Annotated in this window: 22 protein-coding genes; 7 read left to right on the top strand and 15 right to left on the bottom strand. The window is 71.5% G+C overall.

Annotated elements, in window-relative coordinates; all coding sequences use genetic code 11:
* Positions 1 to 150 precede the first annotated feature (150 nt).
* Together BMZ50_RS20400 and BMZ50_RS20395 are read left to right on the top strand one after the other, a co-directional pair.
* The gene (locus tag BMZ50_RS20400; protein ID WP_143087239.1) at positions 151 to 1,080 is read left to right on the top strand and encodes a hypothetical protein; all 930 of its coding nucleotides are present in this window, start codon (positions 151 to 153) and stop codon (positions 1,078 to 1,080) included.
* Between the two features lie 180 nt (positions 1,081 to 1,260).
* Positions 1,261 to 1,911, top strand: a complete 651-nt coding sequence (locus BMZ50_RS20395; protein ID WP_143087238.1) for an HAD-IA family hydrolase — start codon at positions 1,261 to 1,263, stop codon at positions 1,909 to 1,911.
* A 28-nt stretch (positions 1,912 to 1,939) separates the two neighbouring features.
* Here BMZ50_RS20395 and BMZ50_RS20390 read toward each other — a convergent pair whose 3' ends face one another.
* Positions 1,940 to 2,380: a hypothetical protein gene (locus BMZ50_RS20390; protein WP_091328912.1), complete on the bottom strand. Its 441-nt coding sequence runs from the start codon at positions 2,378 to 2,380 to the stop codon at positions 1,940 to 1,942.
* Between the two features lie 820 nt (positions 2,381 to 3,200).
* Positions 3,201 to 3,995, bottom strand: coding sequence for a hypothetical protein (locus BMZ50_RS20380; RefSeq protein WP_143087237.1), 795 nt, complete (start codon positions 3,993 to 3,995; stop codon positions 3,201 to 3,203).
* Between the two features lie 775 nt (positions 3,996 to 4,770).
* Here BMZ50_RS20380 and BMZ50_RS20375 point away from each other — a divergent pair.
* Positions 4,771 to 5,115 carry a hypothetical protein gene (locus BMZ50_RS20375; RefSeq protein ID WP_091328906.1) on the top strand — a complete coding sequence of 115 codons (345 nt, stop codon included), beginning with the start codon at positions 4,771 to 4,773 and terminating at the stop codon, positions 5,113 to 5,115.
* Between the two features lie 238 nt (positions 5,116 to 5,353).
* Positions 5,354 to 5,518, top strand: coding sequence for a hypothetical protein (locus tag BMZ50_RS24400; RefSeq protein ID WP_177212909.1), 165 nt, complete (start codon positions 5,354 to 5,356; stop codon positions 5,516 to 5,518).
* A 132-nt stretch (positions 5,519 to 5,650) separates the two neighbouring features.
* Here the strand turns inward: BMZ50_RS24400 and BMZ50_RS20370 are convergent, their stop codons facing one another.
* From BMZ50_RS20370 to BMZ50_RS20355, 4 genes are all read right to left on the bottom strand, one after another.
* Positions 5,651 to 6,835, bottom strand: coding sequence for an LLM class flavin-dependent oxidoreductase (locus BMZ50_RS20370; RefSeq protein WP_245753776.1), 1,185 nt, complete (start codon positions 6,833 to 6,835; stop codon positions 5,651 to 5,653).
* A 73-nt stretch (positions 6,836 to 6,908) separates the two neighbouring features.
* A complete protein-coding gene (locus BMZ50_RS20365) occupies positions 6,909 to 7,967 on the bottom strand; it encodes a helix-turn-helix domain-containing protein (protein WP_091328902.1) in 1,059 nt (352 codons plus the stop codon).
* Between the two features lie 205 nt (positions 7,968 to 8,172).
* Positions 8,173 to 9,252, bottom strand: coding sequence for a glycosyltransferase family 4 protein (locus BMZ50_RS20360; protein ID WP_091328901.1), 1,080 nt, complete (start codon positions 9,250 to 9,252; stop codon positions 8,173 to 8,175).
* Positions 9,253 to 9,287: 35 nt separating this feature from the next.
* Positions 9,288 to 11,627, bottom strand: coding sequence for a CDP-alcohol phosphatidyltransferase family protein (locus BMZ50_RS20355; protein WP_218146362.1), 2,340 nt, complete (start codon positions 11,625 to 11,627; stop codon positions 9,288 to 9,290).
* 97 nt (positions 11,628 to 11,724) lie between these two features.
* On the opposite strand from BMZ50_RS20355, the gene BMZ50_RS20350 reads away from it, so the two are divergent.
* Positions 11,725 to 12,831 carry a lysylphosphatidylglycerol synthase transmembrane domain-containing protein gene (locus BMZ50_RS20350; protein WP_218146361.1) on the top strand — a complete coding sequence of 369 codons (1,107 nt, stop codon included), beginning with the start codon at positions 11,725 to 11,727 and terminating at the stop codon, positions 12,829 to 12,831.
* 81 nt (positions 12,832 to 12,912) lie between these two features.
* On the opposite strand, the gene BMZ50_RS20345 is transcribed toward BMZ50_RS20350, so the two are convergent.
* The 4 genes from BMZ50_RS20345 to BMZ50_RS20330 form a co-directional block, all read right to left on the bottom strand.
* Positions 12,913 to 13,794, bottom strand: coding sequence for a class I SAM-dependent methyltransferase (locus BMZ50_RS20345; protein WP_091328899.1), 882 nt, complete (start codon positions 13,792 to 13,794; stop codon positions 12,913 to 12,915).
* Positions 13,791 to 14,456, bottom strand: a complete 666-nt coding sequence (locus BMZ50_RS20340) for a class I SAM-dependent methyltransferase (RefSeq protein ID WP_091329076.1) — start codon at positions 14,454 to 14,456, stop codon at positions 13,791 to 13,793. The genes BMZ50_RS20345 and BMZ50_RS20340 overlap by 4 nt, the downstream gene beginning before the upstream one ends.
* Positions 14,457 to 14,912: 456 nt before the next feature.
* Positions 14,913 to 15,218 (bottom strand): flagellar FlbD family protein, encoded by a 306-nt coding sequence (locus BMZ50_RS20335; RefSeq protein WP_091328897.1) that lies wholly within the window; start codon positions 15,216 to 15,218, stop codon positions 14,913 to 14,915.
* Between the two features lie 117 nt (positions 15,219 to 15,335).
* The gene (locus BMZ50_RS20330) at positions 15,336 to 16,184 is read right to left on the bottom strand and encodes an aldo/keto reductase (RefSeq protein ID WP_091328895.1); all 849 of its coding nucleotides are present in this window, start codon (positions 16,182 to 16,184) and stop codon (positions 15,336 to 15,338) included.
* A gap of 110 nt (positions 16,185 to 16,294) precedes the next feature.
* On the opposite strand from BMZ50_RS20330, the gene BMZ50_RS20325 reads away from it, so the two are divergent.
* The gene (locus BMZ50_RS20325; RefSeq protein WP_091328894.1) at positions 16,295 to 17,176 is read left to right on the top strand and encodes a Gfo/Idh/MocA family protein; all 882 of its coding nucleotides are present in this window, start codon (positions 16,295 to 16,297) and stop codon (positions 17,174 to 17,176) included.
* Between the two features lie 45 nt (positions 17,177 to 17,221).
* On the opposite strand, the gene BMZ50_RS20320 is transcribed toward BMZ50_RS20325, so the two are convergent.
* Together BMZ50_RS20320 and BMZ50_RS20315 are read right to left on the bottom strand one after the other, a co-directional pair.
* Positions 17,222 to 17,587, bottom strand: a complete 366-nt coding sequence (locus BMZ50_RS20320) for a DUF5335 family protein (RefSeq protein ID WP_091328892.1) — start codon at positions 17,585 to 17,587, stop codon at positions 17,222 to 17,224.
* A 103-nt stretch (positions 17,588 to 17,690) separates the two neighbouring features.
* On the bottom strand, positions 17,691 to 18,896 hold the full coding sequence (locus BMZ50_RS20315; protein WP_091328890.1) for an acyltransferase family protein: 1,206 nt from the start codon (positions 18,894 to 18,896) through the stop codon (positions 17,691 to 17,693).
* 244 nt (positions 18,897 to 19,140) lie between these two features.
* Here BMZ50_RS20315 and BMZ50_RS20310 point away from each other — a divergent pair, with 244 nt between their 5' ends.
* On the top strand, positions 19,141 to 19,839 hold the full coding sequence (locus BMZ50_RS20310) for a response regulator transcription factor (protein WP_091328888.1): 699 nt from the start codon (positions 19,141 to 19,143) through the stop codon (positions 19,837 to 19,839).
* A 34-nt stretch (positions 19,840 to 19,873) separates the two neighbouring features.
* Here BMZ50_RS20310 and BMZ50_RS20305 read toward each other — a convergent pair whose 3' ends face one another.
* The 3 genes from BMZ50_RS20305 to BMZ50_RS20295 form a co-directional block, all read right to left on the bottom strand.
* The gene (locus BMZ50_RS20305; protein WP_091328885.1) at positions 19,874 to 20,308 is read right to left on the bottom strand and encodes a fibronectin type III domain-containing protein; all 435 of its coding nucleotides are present in this window, start codon (positions 20,306 to 20,308) and stop codon (positions 19,874 to 19,876) included.
* A gap of 202 nt (positions 20,309 to 20,510) precedes the next feature.
* Positions 20,511 to 21,122, bottom strand: coding sequence for a hypothetical protein (locus tag BMZ50_RS20300; protein ID WP_091328883.1), 612 nt, complete (start codon positions 21,120 to 21,122; stop codon positions 20,511 to 20,513).
* Positions 21,119 to 21,730 carry a signal peptidase I gene (locus BMZ50_RS20295; RefSeq protein ID WP_091328881.1) on the bottom strand — a complete coding sequence of 204 codons (612 nt, stop codon included), beginning with the start codon at positions 21,728 to 21,730 and terminating at the stop codon, positions 21,119 to 21,121. Before BMZ50_RS20295 ends, BMZ50_RS20300 begins: the two co-directional genes overlap by 4 nt.
* Positions 21,731 to 21,807: the final 77 nt, after the last annotated feature.

Genomic DNA, 21,807 nt, shown 5'->3' with positions numbered 1-21,807 from the left:
TCAGTTCGGCAGCAAGATGAGCTAGTGGGTACGAAGCTGACCCGCCGAATGCCGATTTTCTCCACGGCATCACCTTGCGCGGGTGACGGGGCGGCACGTCGAGGGGGCCGCCGCAGGAACCCTGGGAGAAAAGGGGTGCATCCTGCCAGCATGCGGGTCCTGAGCAGGTGCATTGCGGGATCGCTGCTGGCCGTCGTGGTCGCGGGCTGCGGCACCGCCGTCACCGGGCAGCACACACCCGGCGGTGGCTCGCCCGCCACTCCGGCGCCGAGCTCGTCTGGACCCGCGGTGGAACCGGAGGCCGCCTGCCCCGTGCAGACCCCCGAGCACCTGTCGGGAGGCGGCGCGGATGCCACGGAGGTCTACATCTGCACGCGGGAGAGCCGCGCCGTCCCGGACGACGGCATGTGGATGTTCCAGGTCGTGCGGCGCGTCAGCGGCGGGCTGGATCCACTCCTCCAGGCCTACGCCGCGCCCGACGACTCCCCGGTGTCGGGCATCGCCTGTGCTGCCATCGGGTACGACCCGCTCGTCGTGTACCTGCACGGCGATGGTGGGACGCGAGCCGTGCGAGCGCCCGTGGATACCTGTGGCGCCCCGACCGCGCAGGCACGGTCCGCCTACGACTCACTGGTCACGACGGTGGTCCGGGAGCGGTCGGACGCCCGAATCCAGAGCCAGCTGTCGGTGGACACGCAGTGCCCGGACGCGTTCAAGGACATCCTGTCGCTGGATGAGCGAGACCGGCTGAGCGGAGCCGACGACGGCCTTGCACCCGAGCCGTTGTCCGACCCGGTGTCGGTCTGTGAGTACCGCATCACCACCGATGCGGACGGCAACCGCATCGGCCACCTCGACGGACACCGCATTCTGTCGGGGGACCGGCTCCGGGCGCTGAACACGGCGCTAGGGCACGTGCGTCATGACCCGAGCTGCAGCCGTCACGAACAGACCAGCTTCGCCGTGCTCAACATGGGAGGGAGCCAGGAGACGGTCGTCGCACTCGACGGGTGCGCCGTCTCCCAGGGCTATGGCTGGTGGCGTGCCGACGACCAACTCCGTCTGGCCGTCGGCAGCTGAGACCGCACATCCGTGCGTCCGGTGCGAGCCGCACCGCGGGGCGACCCGGCGGCCTCAAGGGACACATGAACACGGCGGGCCGTCCCAGGGATGGTGGCGGAGTGGCGAGGGCAGCCCTTTGTGAGCACGTCTTTCCTTTTGCGCAGGAGCCAGGCCCGGAGCGCCTGACAGGGTGTACCGGTGATCGAGGTGACCCAACGCACCGGCCGGCGTGCTGTCCTCTTCGATGTCGACGGCGTGCTAGTGGACTCCTACACGGCCTATCGGCGGGTCTGGGATCGCTGGGCCAGCTTGCGGGGGCTGGAGCCCGACGTGGTCTGGGCTGCCACACACGCCCGCCGTCCGCTTGAGACCGTCGCCGAAGTCGCGCCGCTGCTCGATCCAGCAGCTGAGTACACGCTGTTGCGGAAGTACGTCGCTGGAGAGGGCAATGCCTTTCCGCTGTACCCCGGGGCCGCCGCGCTGCTTGCGGAGCTCCCATTAGCTGAATGGGCCATCGTCACTTCTGGGCGGTCTGCCACGGTGTGCAGTCGCCTCACGGCAGGCGGAGCCCCGAGCCCAATGGTTCTGGTGGATACCGAGGCGGTTACCAGGGGTAAGCCTGATCCGGAGGGCTACCTGCTTGCCGCCCGACTGCTCGGGGTAGACCCAGCGTCTTGCCTGGTCGTGGAGGATGCGCCTGCGGGGGTAGAGGCAGGGCTGGCAGCCGGAATGCGAGTGCTCGCACTCGCGACGACTCATGAGGCAGCGGTATTAGTCCGTGCACATGAGGTCGCGGCTTCACTGCACCGCGCCGCACCTCTTATTCGGAACTGGCTGGGACCCTCCTAGCCGGGTATGTCCCTATTCGGGCCGCCTTCTATGCGGATTGACCGATGAGTTGGCGCGCCTCGTTCAGGATGTCTTGCTCATAGAGGGCGCGGTGGGCGGGATCGTCTTCCCATTCGCTGGCGAGGCCGACGAACGGGGTCAACTCATCAGGGCAGTCGAGTTCCAAGTAGCCGTGGAACCAGATGAGGCGAGCGCCCTCGTAGGGCGTGAGCGCGCCATTGACGATTTCCGCGGCCCAGAACCGGACGGCATCCCAACGGGACACGGGGACGTCGGCACCCAGTTGCTCCATCGCGAGCAGGAACAGGTCTCGGGCCTCCCGAACGTCCGCCCGACTCAGGCCGGTCAACTCGCGCAAGGCTGGCGCGTCGATGCCCTCGGCGAGGGCGCGTGCCGCCAGGTCGGGAAGCTCCTCGGTCGGCTGCTGCCCGACCGTCAACCGGACCAGGGCGCTCCGAAGTTCATGCACGCAGGGAGTGTGCCGTGTTCGTCGCTGTCAGCGGCCTCGGCGGCAGCCGCGCCGCTCGGCCCGGTGATCTTGCCGGGTCCGCTCACGACGAGATGGGAAAGCCGGCCCAGAGCGAGGGCGATGAGACCGGCGGTGCCGGCTCCCGTGACGACGGAGAGGTCGCTGTCGGTGCGCCCCCGATGACGGCAGTCCCGCCCTCGCGACCGCACGGGGTACTCACGCAGATTGCGTTTGCCTCGCCACGCGTGCAGAGAGGACACTCGCCGGCAGACGGACTTGTCCACCCGTTTCACCCCTTGCTGCCGAACTCACGCGAGCTGAGTACGGCAAATGAGGGGTGACAGATCGGGCTAACGCCGCGGATGCGAGCGCCCGAGATGCAGCCAGGACGTCTGGCCCGGGGAGCCCGCGAAACTCGCCCTAAGCGGCCCACTTAGGGACGCCCTGGGTTAGCGCCCCCCCTGACCTCGGTTCAGGGGCGGACGCCCGAGCCGCGTCTTCGGCTCGTCACCAAGACGGAAGCCAGGGCGGTCGCCACGCCCCCGATCAACCACCCGACTCCGGCCAGGATGCTGCCGGGGCCGCCCATCTCGTCAGCCTGAGTCATGTCCCGGTCCAAGGCCACGACCCACAGGACCAGAAGGCCGACGCTGAGTACCCACAGAGCGACACCTCCAACAGACCACCTGCGGCCGCCGAGCATCACGGCCGCAGGGAGAACCGCGATGAGCACGGCGATGATGAGGGGCACCGAGCGAGTTTCGCAGCAACGTCATTCGTGCTGGCAGGAGCACGCCGCGCGGTGTCCTCAAGCGGCCCACTAAGAGACATCACCCCTGACTTCGGCCATGTACTTGCCGCCTCCCTCTGGGCCGAACGGGTCGTCAAGCGGCCAGGCGTCGACGGTGACCGTTGTCCGGCTCGACCAATGGATGGTCCGACGAACAGCGTTGAATCCGCGCTCGCTCTCATGCGTCATCAGGGGCGGGCTGGTGTGTACGACGTCGCCCGCCTGGGTCAGCACCGCTAACTCCAGCCAGGCGTCGCCGTTGCCGTCGACTTCCATCGTCACCCCCGCGCGATGTCGCCGGTCCGGGCTGGCCTTCATGGGTGACCGGAGCACGTAGCGGAGGTCGCTAGCGAGGACCGCGAGCCGGGCCTGTTCGAAGGGCTGCGTGTACCAGTCGAGCGCAGCAGCCAGACGGAGCAGGTGCTCATGGAGGAACGTCAGGAGGCCGAGACGGCGGTCGTAGTCAGGCGCGTCCAGCAGTGAAAGCGGTGGCGGCTGGACCTCGTGGATCTCGCCCATGCCAAGCGACCCGAGGGCTGGAACGCGGCTCGGCGCGAACGGCGGCGCGTCCGGGGTGAAGACGAAGCGTCCCCAGGAGGTCTTTGCCTCCACGGGAGGCCCTGTTCGCAACGCCTGGCTGTACGCCCGCGTCACAGCTGTGCCGCACTTGGCCAACCTCTTGACCGGGGTCAGGACCCAGCGGGGATGTGCCTCGATGACGGCTGTGTGCGCTTCCATCGGATAGAAGTCCACCTGCCAGAACCTGACCACAGGCGAGCACGCTACCGACGCCAGTGGTGTCTCTAAGGCCGCCTTCAGGGACACGCGGGAGGCTCTGACCCAAGGCGGTAGGCGCGCCGTCAGGATCGGGCGCAACCATGTGGAGGCGGCTCCCGGTGGTGGCAGTTCTGGTTGCAGTTGCGGTGAATTCGTGGCCGTCCGCCTGCGTCCGCTCTTGTCTCGGAACAGCGTGAATCTGCTGCTCAGAGCGCTGCTTCGGACTTCTGCGGATGTCCGCGAACGCGATCATGACGGCCTGGCAGTGTGGGGGTCGGGGGTTCGAGTCCCCTCAGCTCCACCCCGATGACCAGGCCGTTCTCCTCCGGGAGGGAGGCCTGAGTCGTCTCTGGTCGCAGTTGTGGTTGCAGTTTGCCCACCCTTACCTGGCAGCAGCAGGGCGCCCATCCGGTCCGCCGCCTCCCGAGCCAGGGCCGGCATCGATCGAGTCCGCGTGTGCGATGCGCCCGGCCAGCAGCGCCGACACCTTCACTTCGCGCGTTGCCCTTCTTGGTCTGCAGAGACAGCTTGCCGGCGACAAGATCGGCCAGTCCAACGTTATCGCCTTCACTTTCACCGAGAAGGCCGCCAAGTTTAAGGAGCGCATTCTCTCGATCCTCGAGGCCGGTTGGGACTGGTGTTGTCAGTGTTCCGAACGCGAGTCGCGGTGTGTGCGGGACAGGAGTGGAGGGCGATACCGACTGCGCACCGAGCCGTTGCACGCATCACTCCCTTCCAGGCATTTGCGGCCGCCGTCGAGTACGGTCTGCGCCGCACGGTTCGGTAGTACCTGCCGGCCAACCACAAACGGGAGAACCCAAAGATGAGCACGCCCTACAATGAGCAGCAGCAGGCCCCGCAGTACGGGTATCCGCAGCAGCCGGTGCAGCAGCAGAAGGGCGCCGGTCTGGCGATCACCAGCCTGGTGCTCGGCATTGTCGCGCTGTTCCTGAGCTGGATCCCGTTCGTCAACTACATCGCTGTGATCCTCGGCGTCGTCGGCCTCGTGCTCGGCGTCATCGGGATTTGGAAGTCGAAGCGGGTCATGTCGATTATCGGCTCGGCGATCTGCCTGCTGGCGATCATCGTGTCCTTCGTCGCTTTCGGGTCCTTCGTCAACGAGGTGGACAAGAGCATTCAGGAGCTGGAGAACTCGCAGTCCGAGTGACACCAGATGGAACAGGCGGTCCCGCGTGGGCCGCCTGTTCTTCTTTCTGAGGGTGCTCGCATGGAGTGCAACCGTCCGGTGACCAGCACGAACTGGCAGGGGAGCGTCGCGCCTTCCTGCTGACCCAGATGCTCCCAGTGGGGTTGCGGTGGCAGCCAGACGGTCAGCTACGACCGGAGGCGCAAGCCCCGCGACGTCGTCGAGCGCTCAATTCAACGCCCTGAAGAACTGGCGCGGCGTGGCCACCCGCTCCGACAAGCTCGCCGTCATCTACCGCGGAGGCGCCGTCCTCCCGGGCCTCGCCGCCCTTCCCGGCGTCGGGCACCTCACCTGCGTGGTCGTGCGCGAGAACTCGGCATGGCTGATCGCCTCGGCGCAGACCACACCGGTTGCCAGTTCGTGACCCTGACCCGCCTGGGGGCGCGCGTCGTCGATGGTCACTGTGGGCTCCTCGTATCCCGGTCTGCGGACCGGTCGACGCGCCGCTCGCGGGGGGGCGGGAGGCCGCCGGGAGTTCCGGCGGCCTCCCGCCGGGTCAGGCCTGGCCGGCGCCGGCCGGCTGCTGCGCGGCCTTCTCCTGGGCGTACCGGTCGGTCGCGGCCTGGATGGCCGCGCCGTTCTTGGCGTCGAGCTCGCTGTGCTTGCTGCGGGCCCATGCCTCGGCGGCCAGCAGTCGCTTCTGGGAGGGCTGGAACACCGGCATGACGTGGCGGGCGAAGAGCTCGAAGCTCCGCTGGGTCGCCTGCCAGTTCGCCCAGTCGTGCTGGAGCAGGATGTAGCAGCCGAACCCGCCGGCGGACTGGTCGACCAGCCGCTGGATCTGCGCGATCGCGTCGTCGGGTGTGCCCACCACCCCCCAGCCGCTCTCGTCGATCCACGCCAGCCTCTCCTCGAAGGTGTCCCCGGGGATGCGGACCGGCGGCAGGGCCAGCGTCTTCTGCGTGTAGTCGACGAAGGCGTCGAAGCCGTAGCGGATGTCCTCGACGGCCTGCTCCCGCGTCTCCGCGATGTGCATGGGGCCCATCAGCCGCCACCGGGACCGGTCGGTGGTCTGCCCCGCGGCGGCGGCCTCGGCCTCCAGCACATCCCAGTGCAGCGCCAGGGCGTCGAAACCCATCTCGGTGGTGGCGCCCACCGACAGCATTCCCATCCCGTACTTCCCGGCCAGCCGCGGGCCGGTGGGGGAGGCCGTGGCGGCCACCGCCATCTCGAAGCACGGGTCCTGGTACGGGGCCAGCTGGCAGCGGGCCTCGACCAGCTCGTACCGGTCGGTCTTCACCGATACCGGCTCTTCGGTGGTCAGCAACCGGACCAGGACGTCGAGGTCCTCGGCCAGGGCCGGGCGCAGCTGCTCAGGCTCGAGACCGATCATCGCGGCGTCCGTGGGCAGCGATCCCGGGCCGACGCCCAGCATGAGGCGGCCGCGCGTGAGGTGGTCCACGAGGATCGCGCGGTCGGCGATCCAGAGTGGGTTGTGGTACGGGATGGACACGACCCCCGTGCCGAGCTTGATGTGGCGGGTCTGCGGGCCCACGTGGGCGAGGAAGGTCAGCGGGTCGGCGATGATCTCCGTGGCGGCGGAGTGGTGCTCACCGACCCAGACCTCGTCGTATCCGAGGCGGTCCAGCAGCTGGATGGTCTCGATGTTGCGCTGCAGCGAGGTCGTCGGGTTCTGGGTGGGCGGGCTGTTGAACGGCGGCATGAACAGGCCGAAACGCATCTTCGACACGCGAGCACTCCTCGGGTACGTCGGGGGACGAGGGCACGCAGCGGGATTGCTGCGGGATCGGGACCTACGCGGTGAGCGGGCGGTAGCGCCGCAGCCTCTGGTAGAGGGTGCCGCGGGAGATGCCGAGTCGGGCTGCGGCCGCGGACTTGTTGCCACCGCACTCGGCCAAGGTGCTGGCGATGACGTCGGACTCGGCCTGCTCGAGCGGAGTCAGCCGGCGTCCGATGAGTCGCTCCGGTGGCCCCACCCGCCCCGCGGGGGTCTCCGCTGAGGCGCTGCGCAGCGCCAGCACGGCGCCGTCCCGGCGGTGGTCCGCGCCGGTGCGGATGACCTCTGCGACCACGTCGTCGCCCAAGGGGATCACCGTGGCGCCGGGGCCGGCCTCGGTGACCCGGGCCCACGTCTCGGCGTGGTCGAGGCCGAGCTCGGAGGCGGCGGGATCGGTGAGCAGCAGGTCCTCGGTGAGGGCCAGGACCGGTGCAGTGGTTCGCTGCCGCGCGTGGAGGAAAGCCCGGAGGAGACGGTGCTCGACATCCGTCGCGCTCGCGGACAGCGCCGACCGGACCTCGTCGGCCAGCGAGCGTGCGGCGACCTGCATGAAGTGGTTGGCCTCGGCGGCCCGGCAGGTCACGTTGACCACGCCGACCGTGTGCCCGGTGATCGGGTGGACCACGGGCGCGGCCACGCAGGCCCACCGTTGGAAGGACTCGACGAAGTGCTCGGCGCCGAGAACCGTGGCCAGCCGGCCGGTCTCCAGCGCCGCACCGATGCCGCAGGTGCCGACCTGCTGCTCGTCGAAGACGGAGCCGAACTGCATCCCGGACCGATCGCACTCGGCACTCAGCGTGCGGTCGGAGACCCAGCGCCACGCCACGTGGCCGTTCCGATCAGTGAGGGACAGGCAGGTGCGGCTGTCGGCGAGCAGGTCGGCCATACGGAGAAGGACCGGTGCGGCCACGCGGACGAAGGGCGAGTCGTCGTCGGCCTCGCCGACCGGCGGAACGTCGAGCCGGGGGTCGACGCCGCTCCAGCGGGACCGGCGCCAGGAGGTGAGCACCTCGTCGCGGACCCCGACGGGCACCTCGCCGCGCTGGAAGGTCTCCCAGGCGTCGACCGTGGACATGGTCCCTCCTCGGTGGGATCGGGTTCCTCCGGCCGAGTATGCGGTGGGTCACAACGCGCCGGGCTGTGCGATTTCTGAACACCCGGCCTCCGCTCGGGCCGCGGCCGTCGGCAGCACCTGGGCACCACCGCCCACCGACCGCATCGCCCCCACGCCCCGCTGGCCACGGCGCAGCCCACCTCCTGGCCCTGGCACGGACCCTCGGTCACAGGGACGCACAGAGCCCGGGGCCGGACGGTTCCTCCCGTACGGCGCTGAGCACCGCCGCGACGCGTTCGCTGGCGGCGCCCCAGCCCCTCAGCGTGCTGCGCCGTCGGAGAGCCGCGCCCGTGAGCCGATGCCGCAGGTCGGGCGTCGTCAGCCAGGCGCTCAGTGCCGCGGTGAGGGCGGGTCGGTCACCGGGGGCCACCAGCAGCCCGGGCAGACCCACGTCGGTTTCACCGAGCGCCTCCGGCACGCCGCCGACGGCGGTGGCGAGGACCGGAACTCCGGCCGCCAGTGCCTCGGTGACCGCCATGCCGTAGGTCTCCGCGCAGGAGGGCAGAACGAGCAGGTCCGCCGACTGGTACGCGCGACCGACCTGGTCAGGCGGGCACGATCCGGCGAACCGGACGCGATCGGCGATGCCCAGCGTGCCGGCGAGCTGCCGCAGCCGGGCGGCGAACGGCGGATCGCTGTGTGGCGAGCCGACCAGGGTGCAGCACCACGCCGGCCCGGTGATGCCGGCCAGTGCCTCCAGGAGCAGGTGCTGGCCCTTCTGCGGGACCAGCGCGGCCACGCAGAGCAGCCTGCCGCCCCCCGGGCTCGCCGGCGAAGGGTCGAGCAGGTCGACTCCCGGCTGCGCCACGTGCACCGCGCCCGGCGGCAGGCAGTAGCGGTCGAGCAGCCACCGGCGGGTCCACCGGCTGGTGGCCAGCACGGCACGCGCCCGGGTGAGGACGGCCCGCTCCGCGACCGCGGCGCCGTCCCGGTCGCCGAGCGGCATGTGGACGAGGACGACGAGCCGCAGGCGAGAGGCCTGCGGCACGAGGACCGTCGGTGCGCAGGAGGCGATCAGCCCGTCGACCACCACCAGGCCGTCGTCGGGTAGGCCCGAGAGCGCCCGGGCGAGTGCGGACAGGGCAGCGGTGTCCGGCGCCGGCCAGGAGCCGGACACCGGCAGCTCCCGCACGTCCCAGCCCCGCGCGGCCAGCCCGTCGCAGATCCGGCGGTCGTAGCGGTTCCCGCCGCTGGGGCGCGTCGGGTCGTCGATCCCCTCGGGGACGACGACATGGACCGTGCTCACAGCGGGCGCCCGCAACCGGCCCAGGCGATCGTGGTTCACCGTGGCGGCCGGATCGGCAGCGCGAGGGAGGCCGTGCTGAAGGCCTCCAGGAACCGGTTGCGGAAGGCGTCCATGGGCCACACCGGCGCCGTCGGGCTCGGGAGCAGCCCGTCCTGCCAGTGCCAGGAGGCGATGCGGGAGAGCACGGCGGGGTCGTGGGCCACGACGGAGATGGGCACCTGGTGGTTGGCCTCGGGGCCGCTGACCGTCGTGGCGGGTTGGTGGTCGCCGAGCAGGACGAGGACGAGGTCGTCGTCGTTCAGCGTGGTGACCCAGGAGATGAGGGCCCGCAGGGAGTACTGGATGGACTCCCCGTAGAGCCGGCGGACGGTCTCCGGGTCTCGCCAGGCCACGTCGGGCGAAGGCCCCTGGGCGGGCATGGGATCGAAGATCGAGCCGTCGCCGACCTGGTCCCAGGGCACCATGGTCGGCAGCGGGGTCCACGGGGTGTGCGAGGAGACGAGATCGATCTCGGCCATCACGGGGCGGTGCCCGGGGGCGAGTTCGAGCCGCTGGAACGCGGCCAGGGTGTACTGGTCGGGCATCGTGGCCCAGCTGAAGGCCGGGCCCTGGTAGCCGAGGCCGTGCCGGTCGTAGAGCTGGTCGAAGTGGTAGAAGGACGTGCCGTGCGGCCACCCTCCGTCGTTGGCGGGGTTGACGCCGACGGTGCGCCAGCCCGCCTGGCCGAAGGCGACGCTGAGGGTGAACCGGTCGCTGGCCATCAGCTGGTCGTAGCGCTGTTGACTGTCGATCCACAGTCCGGACTGCAGGGTCGCGTGGGCGAGCCAGCTGGCACCGCCGAAGGTGGGCGAGTCGAGGTAGGCGCTGCGGGCCGAGTAGCCGGCCTCCGCCAGCTGGTGGGTGCCGCTGCGCAGGACGGCGGTGACGCCGGGAGAGAAGCTGGCGCCCCGCAGGGCGACCTGGCCGTAGCTCTCGACGAAGGCGACGATGACGTCCTTGCCGCGCAGGCCGGTGAGCAGGTCCGAGGCGGGAAGGTCGGCATACGGGTCGGCGGAGTGGCTGGCCGCTGCGAAGCGTTGCTGGTCGCGCACGGCCCCCTCGACGGCACGCCCGTGCGCGACGGCCAGATCGGCAGTGCTGGTCGAGGCGATCGGGGCTCCCGGCGCGAGCTGCAGCGACAGTGCGGCGCACACCGCCCACACCACGCCCAGGGTGGCGATCCCGCGAGCCGAGCCCCTCCGGTGCCGGGCCGTCACGGTGCTGACCCGGACCGCCGACGCGGTCACGACGGCGACCAGCACCGCGAGGGCGAGCCCGACCAGGACGAGAAGGACGTCGGTGGCCGCGGCCCCGATCGAATCGCGCACCACACCGATCGCCGGAGCGAGATTGCCCCAGTCGAGCACCAGGTCGAACGGCCGGCCGAGTTGCTCGTGGAAGCCCGCGTCGAGGATCTTGAGGATGGTGAGCAGGCCGAACGCGACTCCGGCCGTCGCCGCTACGACACGTCGCGGCCGGGGCGGCAGCAGCAGCCCGATCGCCACCAGGGCGAGCCCTTCGACGGGGATGCGCGCAAAGGCGGCGGGAGTGAGCCGGTCGAGGCGGTCCGGAGCGACGAGAACGGCCCAGACGACCGCGGCAGCGACCAGCGCGGTGGCACCCCGCAGCGCCCGGCGGGTGCGCGGGCCGGCGCCGCTGCGGTACAGCCAGATGACGCTGCGGCCGAACGATTCGGCCAGCAGCAGCAGCGCGGCGCCGACTGCGATCATGCCGACCGGGCGGGGCAGTACCCCGGACACCGCGGCGGTGAGGACGATGCCCTGCACGGCGGCGACGACCTTGCCCCAGTACCGGGGTGGCAGCGGTGCGGCCAGCCACGGGACCGCCCACCCCGCGACCAGCAGCGCGTAGCGGGCGGCGCCGATGGCCAGCACCCAGCCGCCGTAGTCCCGGGACACCGCGACGCTCAGCACCAGGATGAGGAAGGCGTCGACCTCGCCGTCGAAGCGGGCGCCGAACGGCGTGGCGGTTCCCGTGCGCCGGGCCAGACGTCCGTCCAGGGCGTCGAGGGCGAGCGCGACGGAGGCGAGGGCGACCAGCATGGTCACCCGCGCCGGCCGGTCGACAGAGCCGGCGACCAGCCCAGCGACGGCGGCGGTCAGCAGAGCCCGGGTCAGGGTGACCCAGTCCGGCGGAAGGATCGCCGGCTGTTCGCTGCGGACCCGGCCGACGGCCAGCAGCGCGGTCACCGCCCAGCCGGCAGCCAGTCCGATCAGCCAGCCGGCGACGTCGAGACCGACCGTCACGGAAAGGATGCCGAGCAGGGCGGGCGTGGTCAGCGCGCCCAGGATCATCTCGAGCCGGATCGTGCGCACGGCGCCTCCGTAATGATCCCTCGTCACCTCTGACGGGATTTACGGATCCGCGGTCGCGACGGTTCACCACGCGCCCCGGACAGGCTTGCATGGAACCATGCGGGTGAACCGCGTGGCCGGCCGCCGCGTGCCACTCTTCGTGGTGCCTCTGCGCGTCGTGCCTATCGGGATGGGCCCGGTCGTGCACCGCGCCGGGCCGCCCCTGCTACGGCTGACCTGTGGCCTGGCCGTGTTGCTGGTGCTCGGACAGCACCTCGGCGCTGCGCCTTTCCAGGAGGGGCTGCGCGCGGTCACCCTTCCCGCGGTCGGCAGTGCCGTCGCGATCACTGTCATGACCACGGTGTGCTCGGCCTGGCGGTGGCGCGTCGTCGCGCGCGCTCTGGGCGTCGGGATGCCCCTGGCACCCGCGGTCGGCGCCTACTACCGCTCCCAGTTCCTCAATTCCGTGCTGCCCGGCGGGGTGGTCGGTGACCTGCACCGCGGGGTCGTGCACGGCCGGCGAGCCGGTCACGTGGGCCGTGCCCTGCGCGCGGTGGGCTGGGAACGGTTCAGCGGGCAGCTGGTCCAGGCCGCGCTGACCGGCATCGTGCTGCTTGCCCTGCCGTCGCCGGTCCGCCCGGTGCTGCCGGTCGTCCTGGCCAGTGTCGCGGGTGCGACCGCGTGTGCTGCCCTGGCGGTGCGCCGTGCCGCTCGCCGCGGCCGATCGAGGCTGACGGCCGCCGCGCGAACCGTGGCCGGCGATGTGCGCCACGGCCTGCTCGCCGGAGACGTGTGGCCGCAGTTGATGGTGGCTTCGGTGCTGGTCATCGCCGGACACACCACCACGTTCGTCATCGCCGCGCGCACCGCCGGCTGCACCGCACCGATGGCCGAACTGGTCGCGCTGGCGATGCTGGTCCAGACCGCGATGGTGCTCCCCCTGGGCATCGGCGGGTGGGGGCTCCGCGAAGGCGCCGCCGCCTGGGCCTTCGCAGCAGCCGGGCTCGGCGCCGCCACCGGAGTGACCGTCGCGATCGTCTACGGCGTGCTCTCCCTGGCCGCCGTCGTCCCCGGCGCCGGCATGCTTCTCGCCGACGCTGCCAGCCGCGGCCGCCGTGCTGGTGCGGCGCGATCGGGGAGTGGAGCTGGGCGACTCCCGCCGCCCGACGAGGCCGACCTCGATCGGCGGTGTCCGACGGGAGGTCCACCGGCGGCCGTCGGGTAGGTGCCGCTGCGGCGGGTGGTGAGTGGCCACTGCCCGTGCGCGGGGGGAGGGCACCCGAGCGCGACCCCGATGGGCGGTTCGCTATCCGGGCGCCCTGCCCGCGAAATCGAATTGATGTGCGATGTAGAGCAGCTCACCGCTGGCCAGCTGTCGGCGGCGTACCGCTATCCAGTCGGCAAGGTCGGCGGGCTCCACCCGGTCCTTCAGGGCGTCCTGGATCGTCTGCAGGATGCTGTCCAGAAAGTAGGCCTCATCATCCGGGTAGCTCCCGTCCGGTCCGGCGTGCACGACCCAGTCGGACGAACCCGACGACAGCGCCGGCGCTCCGGCGGAGCGCAGGTGGCGAAAGAGGTAGCGCCCCGTCCGGCTCTCCCCGGCGGGCCGGCCGAAGCGAACGCGCTCGTTCATGCTGCGGTGATAGGCCCGCATGATGTCGTCGTCGCAGGGGTGATCGGGCTGGAAGATGCTCTCGCCGTCGAAGTTGATCGTGAACCAGTACACGCCACCCGGGACCAGCAACCGCAGGAGTCCGGGCAGGACGGCCGGCACGTCCACGAGATCCAGGAACGCGCTGGCGATCAACACCTCGGCCGGTTCTCCGTGCCCGGCCTCCAGGTAGCTGCCGAGCTCGGCAGCTACCATGCGCACCCGCAGATCGCCCAACCGCAACCCATCCGGCAGCGGTTCGGCGCGCAGCCCCCGGGTGGTCGCCCACTCGCCGAGCCACGCGCGGGAATCCCGCAGCAGCTGGCGATCGACGTCCAGCAGCGTGTACTCGCCGGCGCTGATGACCCGCCATTCCAGCAGGCGGGCCACCATCGTCCCCAGACCGGCGCCGATCTCCAGAACCTGCGCCGCGCCCGCCGGCATCAGGCGGCGCATGTCGGCCAGCACCCGGCCATTGAGGGCCCGGTCATCCACGCTCTTCTTCGCGGCCAGGTAGCGGGTGTAGGGGTAGCTCATCGCTTCTCCGCCACCAGTGCGAACTTGCGCACCCGTCCACCGCCGAGCCACTCACTCCACAGCTGATGAGCGGTGATCAACTCGGCCAGGGCCCGCGCCCCGATCTGGCGGGCGATCTCGGCCGAGTCGGCGCGCAACGACTGCAGCATTGCCACCGCCGTCGCGTGATGGGACGCGCTGCACTCCTCCTGCCAGGTCACGGTCAACCCGACCTCACGCAGCACTGCCGTCAACTCCGCCGACTCGATGAGCCAGACGGTATCGGCGTCGGGCATCCGGGCCCGCTCCCTCGGCGTGAGCGGGCGGCCCTCTTCGAGGGTGAAGGCGAAGCGGCCCCCCGGCTCCAGCGCGCGAGCCACGTTCCTGACGAGGACCCGTTTGTCGGGAAAGGCCAGCATCGCCTCCAGGAGGAGCACGACCTCGAAGCGACCGTCGGGCAACGGCGGGACGTGGGCCTGCTCGAAGCGGCACGGCAGGTCACCGGCCAGGGCCCGGGCGATCTCCACAGTGCTGGCGGAGTAGTCCAGGCCCAGGTATCGGCAGCCCGACTCCGCCGTGATCAACCGGCCGGGACCAGCCACTCCGCAGCACAGGTCGAGAACCGAGACGCCGCGGCCGATGCGGGAGCGGCGAGCCAGTTGCCGAATCTCGTCGGCGCGCATGAAACTCTCCTGCCCGACGTACTCGCCGGGAGGATAGGCGGCTTCCCTGGCCCGCTGCAGCGCCGCGTGAAATGCAGCGCGCTCGTCCTGTCTCACCACTGGACCCAGATGGGCCATCGTCTCGGTGGAACCGTGTCCATCGTGCCTCCGTGACTGCCTGTGTAGAGGACTACGGATGGGCCGACGAGGTGGTTCAGGTCGGTGACGGATCGTGGCTCGGCCGGTGCGGCCGGCGGATGACCAGTTCTGTGCCGAGTTCGTGCTCCATCGCCGGCGGGGACGCGGGCAGAGTGCACCATGAAGACCCGGGCGGCGGCACGAGTGAACGCGCCTTCCGCGACAACGGCCGGGAGGTACTCGAGCCGACTCGGTTCCACGTCGAAACGGAGCCACATCATCACGGAGCCGGCAGGGTTGCTCCCTGGTGCCGCCGTGCCCGCGCGTGACTGTCACATGTCACACGGACGGCTGGGGCAACCGGCCCGGGCGGACCGGCACCGGTCCGTGCGCCGGAGGTGCGGTCTCCCGGCGGCTGAGCTGCAGCGGGTCCGGGTCCTCGCCGCGGTCGAGCAGGTAGCACGCGGCGATCACCGCGGCGCGGTCGTCGAGGACGCGCCGGATCACCTGGTCGACGGTCTCGACCACGCAGTACTTGGCCCCGTCGGTCAGGAACACGACCGTCTCGGGGCGCGCCTCGACCCGCTCGATGGTGTCGGGGTCGAGGGAGCAGCGCTCGCCGCTGCGGCGGGTGAGGCCGATCATGGCGGTCCTCCTGCTGTACGGGCATCCGGTTCGGGCACCATCCCCGTCGGCGAGGGCCGCCCCCTCCTTGAGCCGGGCCGTGGTCGCCCACCCGTAGGGGTGGACCGCGATCACCGGTCAGAGCACCTCGAGCGGGACCTTGGTGAACGGCGGCGGGAAGATCATGTCCAGCTGGGCCAGCTCCGCCTCGGTGAAGCCGATCTCCAGGGCGGCACGGTTCTCGATCACGTGCGCCCGGTTACGGGCCTTGGCGACGGCGAACACGTCGGGCAGCCGCAACACCCAGGCGATCGCCAGCTGAGCCGGGGTCACTCCCTTGGCCGCGGCCATGTCCCGGACCGCGGGGTGCTCCAGCAGCCGGCCGTGGTCGACCGGGGAGTAGGCCATGAGGGGCATGCCGTGCTCGCGGCACCACGGGATCAGGTCGTACTCCGGGCCGCGCCGGGCCAGGTTGTAGAGGACCTGGTCGGTCTGCACCCGCGCCCCGCCGGGCACGGTGACGAGCTCCGCCATGTCCGGCGCGTCGAAGTTGCTCACCCCCCAGCAGCCGATCAGCCCGGCCTGGACCAGCTCCTCGAACCCCGCCACCGTCTCGGCCAGCGGCACCGGCCCGCGCCAGTGCAGCAGGTACATGTCCAGGTGGTCGGTGCGCAGCCGCCGCAGGCTGGCCTCGCAGGCCGCGATCGTGCCCTGCAGCGTGGCGTGGTGGGGCAGCACCTTGCTGACCAGGAAGACCTCGTCGCGTCGGCCGGCGATGGCCTCCCCGACGAGCACCTCGGCGGCCCCGTCGCCGTACATCTCGGCGGTGTCGATCAGGTTCAGGCCGATCTCGATGCCGGTGCGCAGGGCGCCCAGCTCGATGTCGTGCCCGTCGGGATCCTCCCCCATGTACCAGGTGCCCATGCCCAGCGCCGGGACGACGGTCCCGTTGGGCAGGGTCACGGTGCGGTGGGTGGTTGCGGTCATGGCAGGCACTCCTCGGGATACGTGGAGGAAGGGGATACAGAGGGTGAGGACAGGCCTTGACCGGTCTGCGGCTCCCGGCGGCGGACCGGGGGCGCACCTAAGGTCGGGCCGTGGCAGTTCCCGTCGGCCTGGCCGGTACGGGTCGCCGGGCCAGCGAGGTGTACGCACCGGCGTTGTCGGCCTGTCCCGATGTGGACTTCGTGGGGGTGTGGGGGCGCTCCCCGGAACCGGTCCGGCAGCTGGCCGAGCGCTACGGGGCGGCGCCGTGCGAACGCTTCGAGGACCTGGTGGAGCGGTGCCGGGCGGTCGTGTTCGCGGTGCCGCCGCCGGTCCAGGCGGAGTACGCCGAGCGGGCGGCCCGGCACGGCCGCGGCCTGTTGCTGGAGAAGCCGATCGGCGGGGACATCGCCGGGGCGGAGGAGCTCACCTCCGTCGCCGTCCGCGAGAAGGTCCCCACGATGGTCTCGCTGACCTGGCGCTTCACCGACGACGTCCGCCGCTTCCTGGAGAATGACGTGCCCGACGTCGAGCCGGTCGGGGGCACCGGCCGGCTGCTCACCGGTACGCACGCCCGCGGGGCGGCGACGCCCACCTGGCGGCTGGCCCGCGGGGTGCTGCGGGACCAGGGGCCGGACCTGTTGGACCTGCTGGAGGCGGCGCTGGGGCCCATCGCCGGCATGCACGCCCGCGGTGACCCGCGCGGCTGGACGGCCATGACGCTCGAGCACCGGGTGGGTCGCGTCTCGCAGGCCACGCTCTACGCCGGGAGGACCCGGGGCCCCGACGTCGCCTTCGTCGAGGTCACCGGCCCGAAGGGGACGGCGGACGTCGAGGCCATCGGCGCCGTCACGCCCGACTCGCACCGGCGGATGGTGGCCGAGTTCGCCCGGGCGGTGAGCGACGGGCGGTCGCACCAGTTCGACATCGAGCACGGCCTGCACCTGCAGCGGCTGGTCGAGTCCGCGGAGACCGATCTGGTGCTGCACGGCTGACCCGGCCGGGACCGGCAGCGGTCGTGCAGCCACGGGCCGCTGGGCTCAGGCGCCCTGGCTGCTGGCGTCCTGATGGCGGACCAGGCTGACCAGAGTCGTCGTCCCGCCGTCATCGGTGATCTTGAGCGCGGCGCCCTCGGGGATCAGATCCACCACGAACTCCCGCGGGTGGTTGACCATGTGGCGCAGGGCGACGTCCTCGTGCTCCGGGTCCTCGGCGGCAGCCACCACCGCCACGTCGTCCTTGTAGTCGTAGGTGACGTTGTCGAACGGCAGCCGGTCGACCAGCGGCTGGTCCCCGATCTCGGGGTCGAGCACCTCGACGGTGACGTCGTATCCCCGGTACTCGGCGGTGAGTCGGTCGGTGAGCCTGGTCCACTCGGTGCGTTGTTCAGGGGAAACCACGGCCATGGCGGCCTCCGGAAGGGCCGGTGGTGAACCGCCGGGCCTGGGCGGACTTTCGCGGTGTTCCCCGGGCGTCCGGGCCGTAACCGTGCCGCGGCCCGGGAGCGAATCACCGCAGGCCGACGAGCTGCCGTTCCGGCTGGTGGGCCCAGGCACTCGGCTCGGGCCGCGGGCCCGCCCCCCACCCCGACGCCGGCACGGCGGGCGTGGTCACCTCGGCCGAGGCCGGGAGGAGCCGGTCGCGCAGACGCAGCACCGGCTTCTCCACCAGAACCGTCGCGACCACACCGACCGCCACGGCCGCGCCGTACTTGAGCACCTGCTCCACCGGTGTCCACGACTCGTAGGCGACACCGGGCAGCCAGCCCAGCAGCACCTGCGCGGCGAAGATGTGCCAGATGTAGACGCCGTAGGAGTAGCGGCCCAGGGCCGCCATCGGCGCGGTCACCCACCGGACGCGCGGCACCCACTCGGCCTTGTGGAGCAGCAGGAGGAACGCGGCGGCGGTCAGGTAGGCGACCGTGTAGCCGATCGTCGTCCCGACGGCGCCGTCCTTGCCCACCGTGGCGAGGAACGCGATGCCGGCCAGCGTGAGCCCGGCCCACAGCCGGCGCCGCTGCAGCAGCCGGGCGAAGAGCTCCGGCCGGTGGACGGCGACGACCGCCAGGAGCACGCCGGCGGCGAGTGAGTCGGCGCGGAAGTGCGTGCGCCACTGCAGCGTCACGTCGGACAGGTCCGCGGCGGTGCCCCACACCCGCAGGGCCAGGGCGGTCACCAGCACCCCGGCGAGGACCCCGATGAGCAGGCGGGTGGAGCCGCGGCGGCGGGCGAACAGCGGGAACAGCAGCACCAGGGCGAGGTAGAAGTGCTCCTCGACGGCGAGCGACCACAGATGCACCAGGGACGTCCCGGCGTAGTTCTGCAGGTGCAGCGCGTTCTGCCAGAGGTAGGTGTCCCACGGCTCGGTGCCCACCAGCGCCTGCACGGCGAGGAAGACGTAGAGCACCGGCCAGAGCTTCAGCGCGCGCCGCACGGTGAACCGTCGGCCGTCGAAGCGGCCAGTGCGCGCGTGCTCGCGCAGGACCAGCTGCCCGACGAGGAAGCCGCTGAGCACGAAGAAGAGGTCGACGCCGGCCCAGCCGAAGGTGCCCCCCGGCCACTGGAGCGCGTCGAGCACGGGATTGCCGCTGGGATGGCGGCTGAAGTGCCAGCCCAGGGCCAGCACGATCGCGATGCCGCGGACCACGTCGAGGTCGATCCGCCGTCCGGAGGGAGCGTGCGCGGACCGTGTCTCGGTCCCGGTTGCCGAAGCCATCGTTCCCGACGCTAGGAGGGCCTCCCTCGGCTCGCATCACGAACCGGTGACGGAGAAGCGACTCCCGGTCATCGCACCCGGTCAGCGCGTAGCAGGTGTGACTCACCTCACGGCGCCGGCGTCGGCGCTCCTCCCTTGGGGGGAGGCGCCACACGGCAGCTCAAGGCCGGCCGCGGCGCGGCCGATCACCCGGTCAGGTGACGGACGTGCCGCCACCGCCGTCCACCCGTGGGGAGGAGAGGTCGTGCCCGAGCAGTCCGTGCTGGTCGTGGAGGACACCGAGGAGATCCGGGAACTGGTCTGCACGGTCCTGCGCAAGGCGGGCATGGACGTCCGCGCGGTCGCTTCCGGTACGGAGGCGTTGGCCGAGGTCCGCCGGCAGGTGCCCGACGTCGTCGTCCTCGACCTCGGCCTCCCGGACGCCGACGGCACCGAGGTGTGCCGCCAGATCCGGGCCGAGAGTGAGTGCTACGTCCTCATGCTCACCGCCCGCGCCGAGGAGGTCGACCTGCTGATCGGCCTCGCGGTCGGTGCCGACGGCTACATGGCCAAGCCCTTCTCGCCGCGCGAGCTCGTCGCGCGCGTCCAGGCGATGCTCCGCCGTCCCCGCGTCCCGGCGCCACGACCGGCCCCGGCCGAGGAATCGGTGCGCCGGCTCGCCGATCTGGAGATCGACGAGGACAGCCGCGAGGTGCGGGTGGACGGCGCCGTCGTCGACCTCACCCGCACCGAGTTCGACCTCCTGGCCGCGCTGGCCTCCCGGCCCGGCCGGGTTCTGCAGCGGGAGACCCTGCTGCGCGAGGTCTGGCAGACCGACTGGGAGGGCAGCGTCCGCCTCGTCGAGGCGCACATGTCCAACCTGCGCCGCAAGCTGCAGGCCGCCGGCCTGGCCGCCGCGGAGATCCGCACCGTGCGGGGGGTCGGCTACCGCCTCGTCGCCTGATGGCGCACGGCCCCTCCGCGGGTCGGGACGCGGCTCAGCAGGTGACGCTCCCCGACGGGAGGGACTCGGGGCTGGTCCAGCCGGAGCTGGTCAGCGTGGTGACGGTGAAGGTGTACGTGGTCGGGGCGCCCTCGTGCTTGTCGGTGCGCGTGGTCGCCGAAGTGGTGCCGGTCCCGGTGGTCGCGACGGTGAACACGCGCCCGTCGTCGCGGTAGGCCTTGATCTCGTACCCACTGATCCGGGCCGAGGTGCTGGGCTGCCACGTGACCGTCACGTCCATCCACCGGGCGTTGGAGCAGTTGGCCCTCGTCGCCTCGACGCCGGTGGGCGCCGCGATGACGTGTGTGGCGATCGACGTCTGGGGCAGCGCGGCGGTGTCCTTGTACGCGGCCGAGGCGGCCACGGTGCCGGCGAGCAGGGCGGCGACGACCAGCCCGAGGATCGTCATGATCCGCTTGCGGATCGTCATCGCGCGCCTCCTCGCCTCGATCGGTCCGGGACGGATGTCCCGGGTGCTGCGGACCACACTGCCGCCCGGGCCGCAGGCCCTCCGCGGGAAATCCGCAAGGATTTCCGGGAGAACGGGCGCGGGCCGCCGCCTCGTCGCCTGAGCCCTTCTCCGCACGACAGCCGGCCCGGACCGAGCTCGGGCCGGGCCCGCTGTCGGATGGTCAGCAGGTGATCGGCCCCTGCGGTTTGGCCTGCTCGGTCCAGCCGTAGCTCGTGTGCGTGCGGACCGTCACCCTCGGCTCGGCGCTGAGGTAGGAGCTGGGGATGTCGGACACAGAGGCGCTCGTCCCCGCCTGCAGTCCGAAGGACAGATTCGGCTGACCCCGCAGGATGGCGACGATCTCGTAGCCGATGACTCCACGGGTCGGGCTGCCGGTCCAGGACGCCTCTACCGAGAAGGTGGTGTACCGGTGGTCGGCCTTGGTGACCGTCGTTGTCGTGCCGTCGGCGTTGGGGTAGCTGGTGGTTCCGCGGTCCAGCGGGCCCTCGGTGACCACGGTGTCGGTCGGGGCGTAGCTGTACGACGACGTCGTGGACCGGCTCAGGACGGTGCCGGCCGCGTCGGTCACGGTGGTCGTGGTGTCGGTCCTGGTCACCAGGGTGCAGGAGGCGGTCACGGCCAGGTTCGAGACCGGCGCCACCGTGAGGGTGCTGACCGCGGTCTGCGGGAGCGTGGCCTTGGCGGTGAAGGCGGCCTGCGCCGGCAGGCCGGCCGTGAGGATGACGGCGAGGGTCAGGCCGAGGGTCACCAGGATGCGGCGGGTGGTGGTCACTGTTCCTCCGGGTCCTTGGTGGGGCGCCAGATGGTGAGCAGGAGCCAGCCGGCGAGCAGGGTGGGGGCGCCGTAGACGAGTGCCTGGCTGAGCCAGGGGGTGCGCAGGGCGGCGATGAGGTGGCCGGCCTCGGGGATGACGGCCTGGACCTGGTAGGCGGTGTCGCCGAGGAGGATGGCGGTCCAGGGGTCGGCGTGGTCGTTGGCGTCGCCCTTGGTGTGCACGGTGACGGTGCCGTCGGCGGCGTGGTCGACGGAGATCACGCGGTGGGTGACGATGCGGCGGTCGTCGATGGGGATGTGGTAGGTGATGATCATGCCCTCGGTGACGTCGGCGACGTCCAGGGGTGTGGTGATGAGCAGGTCGCCGGGGTCGATGGCGGGGGCCATGGAGCCGGTGAGCATGGTCATCGTGCGGTAGCCGAGGACGTGCGGGCCGATGGCCAGGCCGGCGAAGGCCAGGACGGCGATCCCCACCAGGGCGCGGACCGACCAGCGGGTGAGGAACGCCGCGAGCGGGCGCAGGGTGCCGGTGGTGCGGGGCCGGGCCGCGGCCGGGGGCAGCGGGCGGGCTGCCCCCGGGGCGGGGAGGGGGAGGACGGCGGTCATGGCGGGTTCTCCGGTCGGTCAGCTCGGGGCGGGGCTCAGCGCGCGGTGCCGTTGCGCTGCGTGCCCTCGAAGACCAG

The sequence above is a fragment of the Geodermatophilus ruber genome (assembly GCF_900114385.1).
GTDB lineage: Bacteria > Actinomycetota > Actinomycetes > Mycobacteriales > Geodermatophilaceae > Geodermatophilus > Geodermatophilus ruber.
This window is presented reverse-complemented; position numbering and strand designations above follow the sequence as displayed.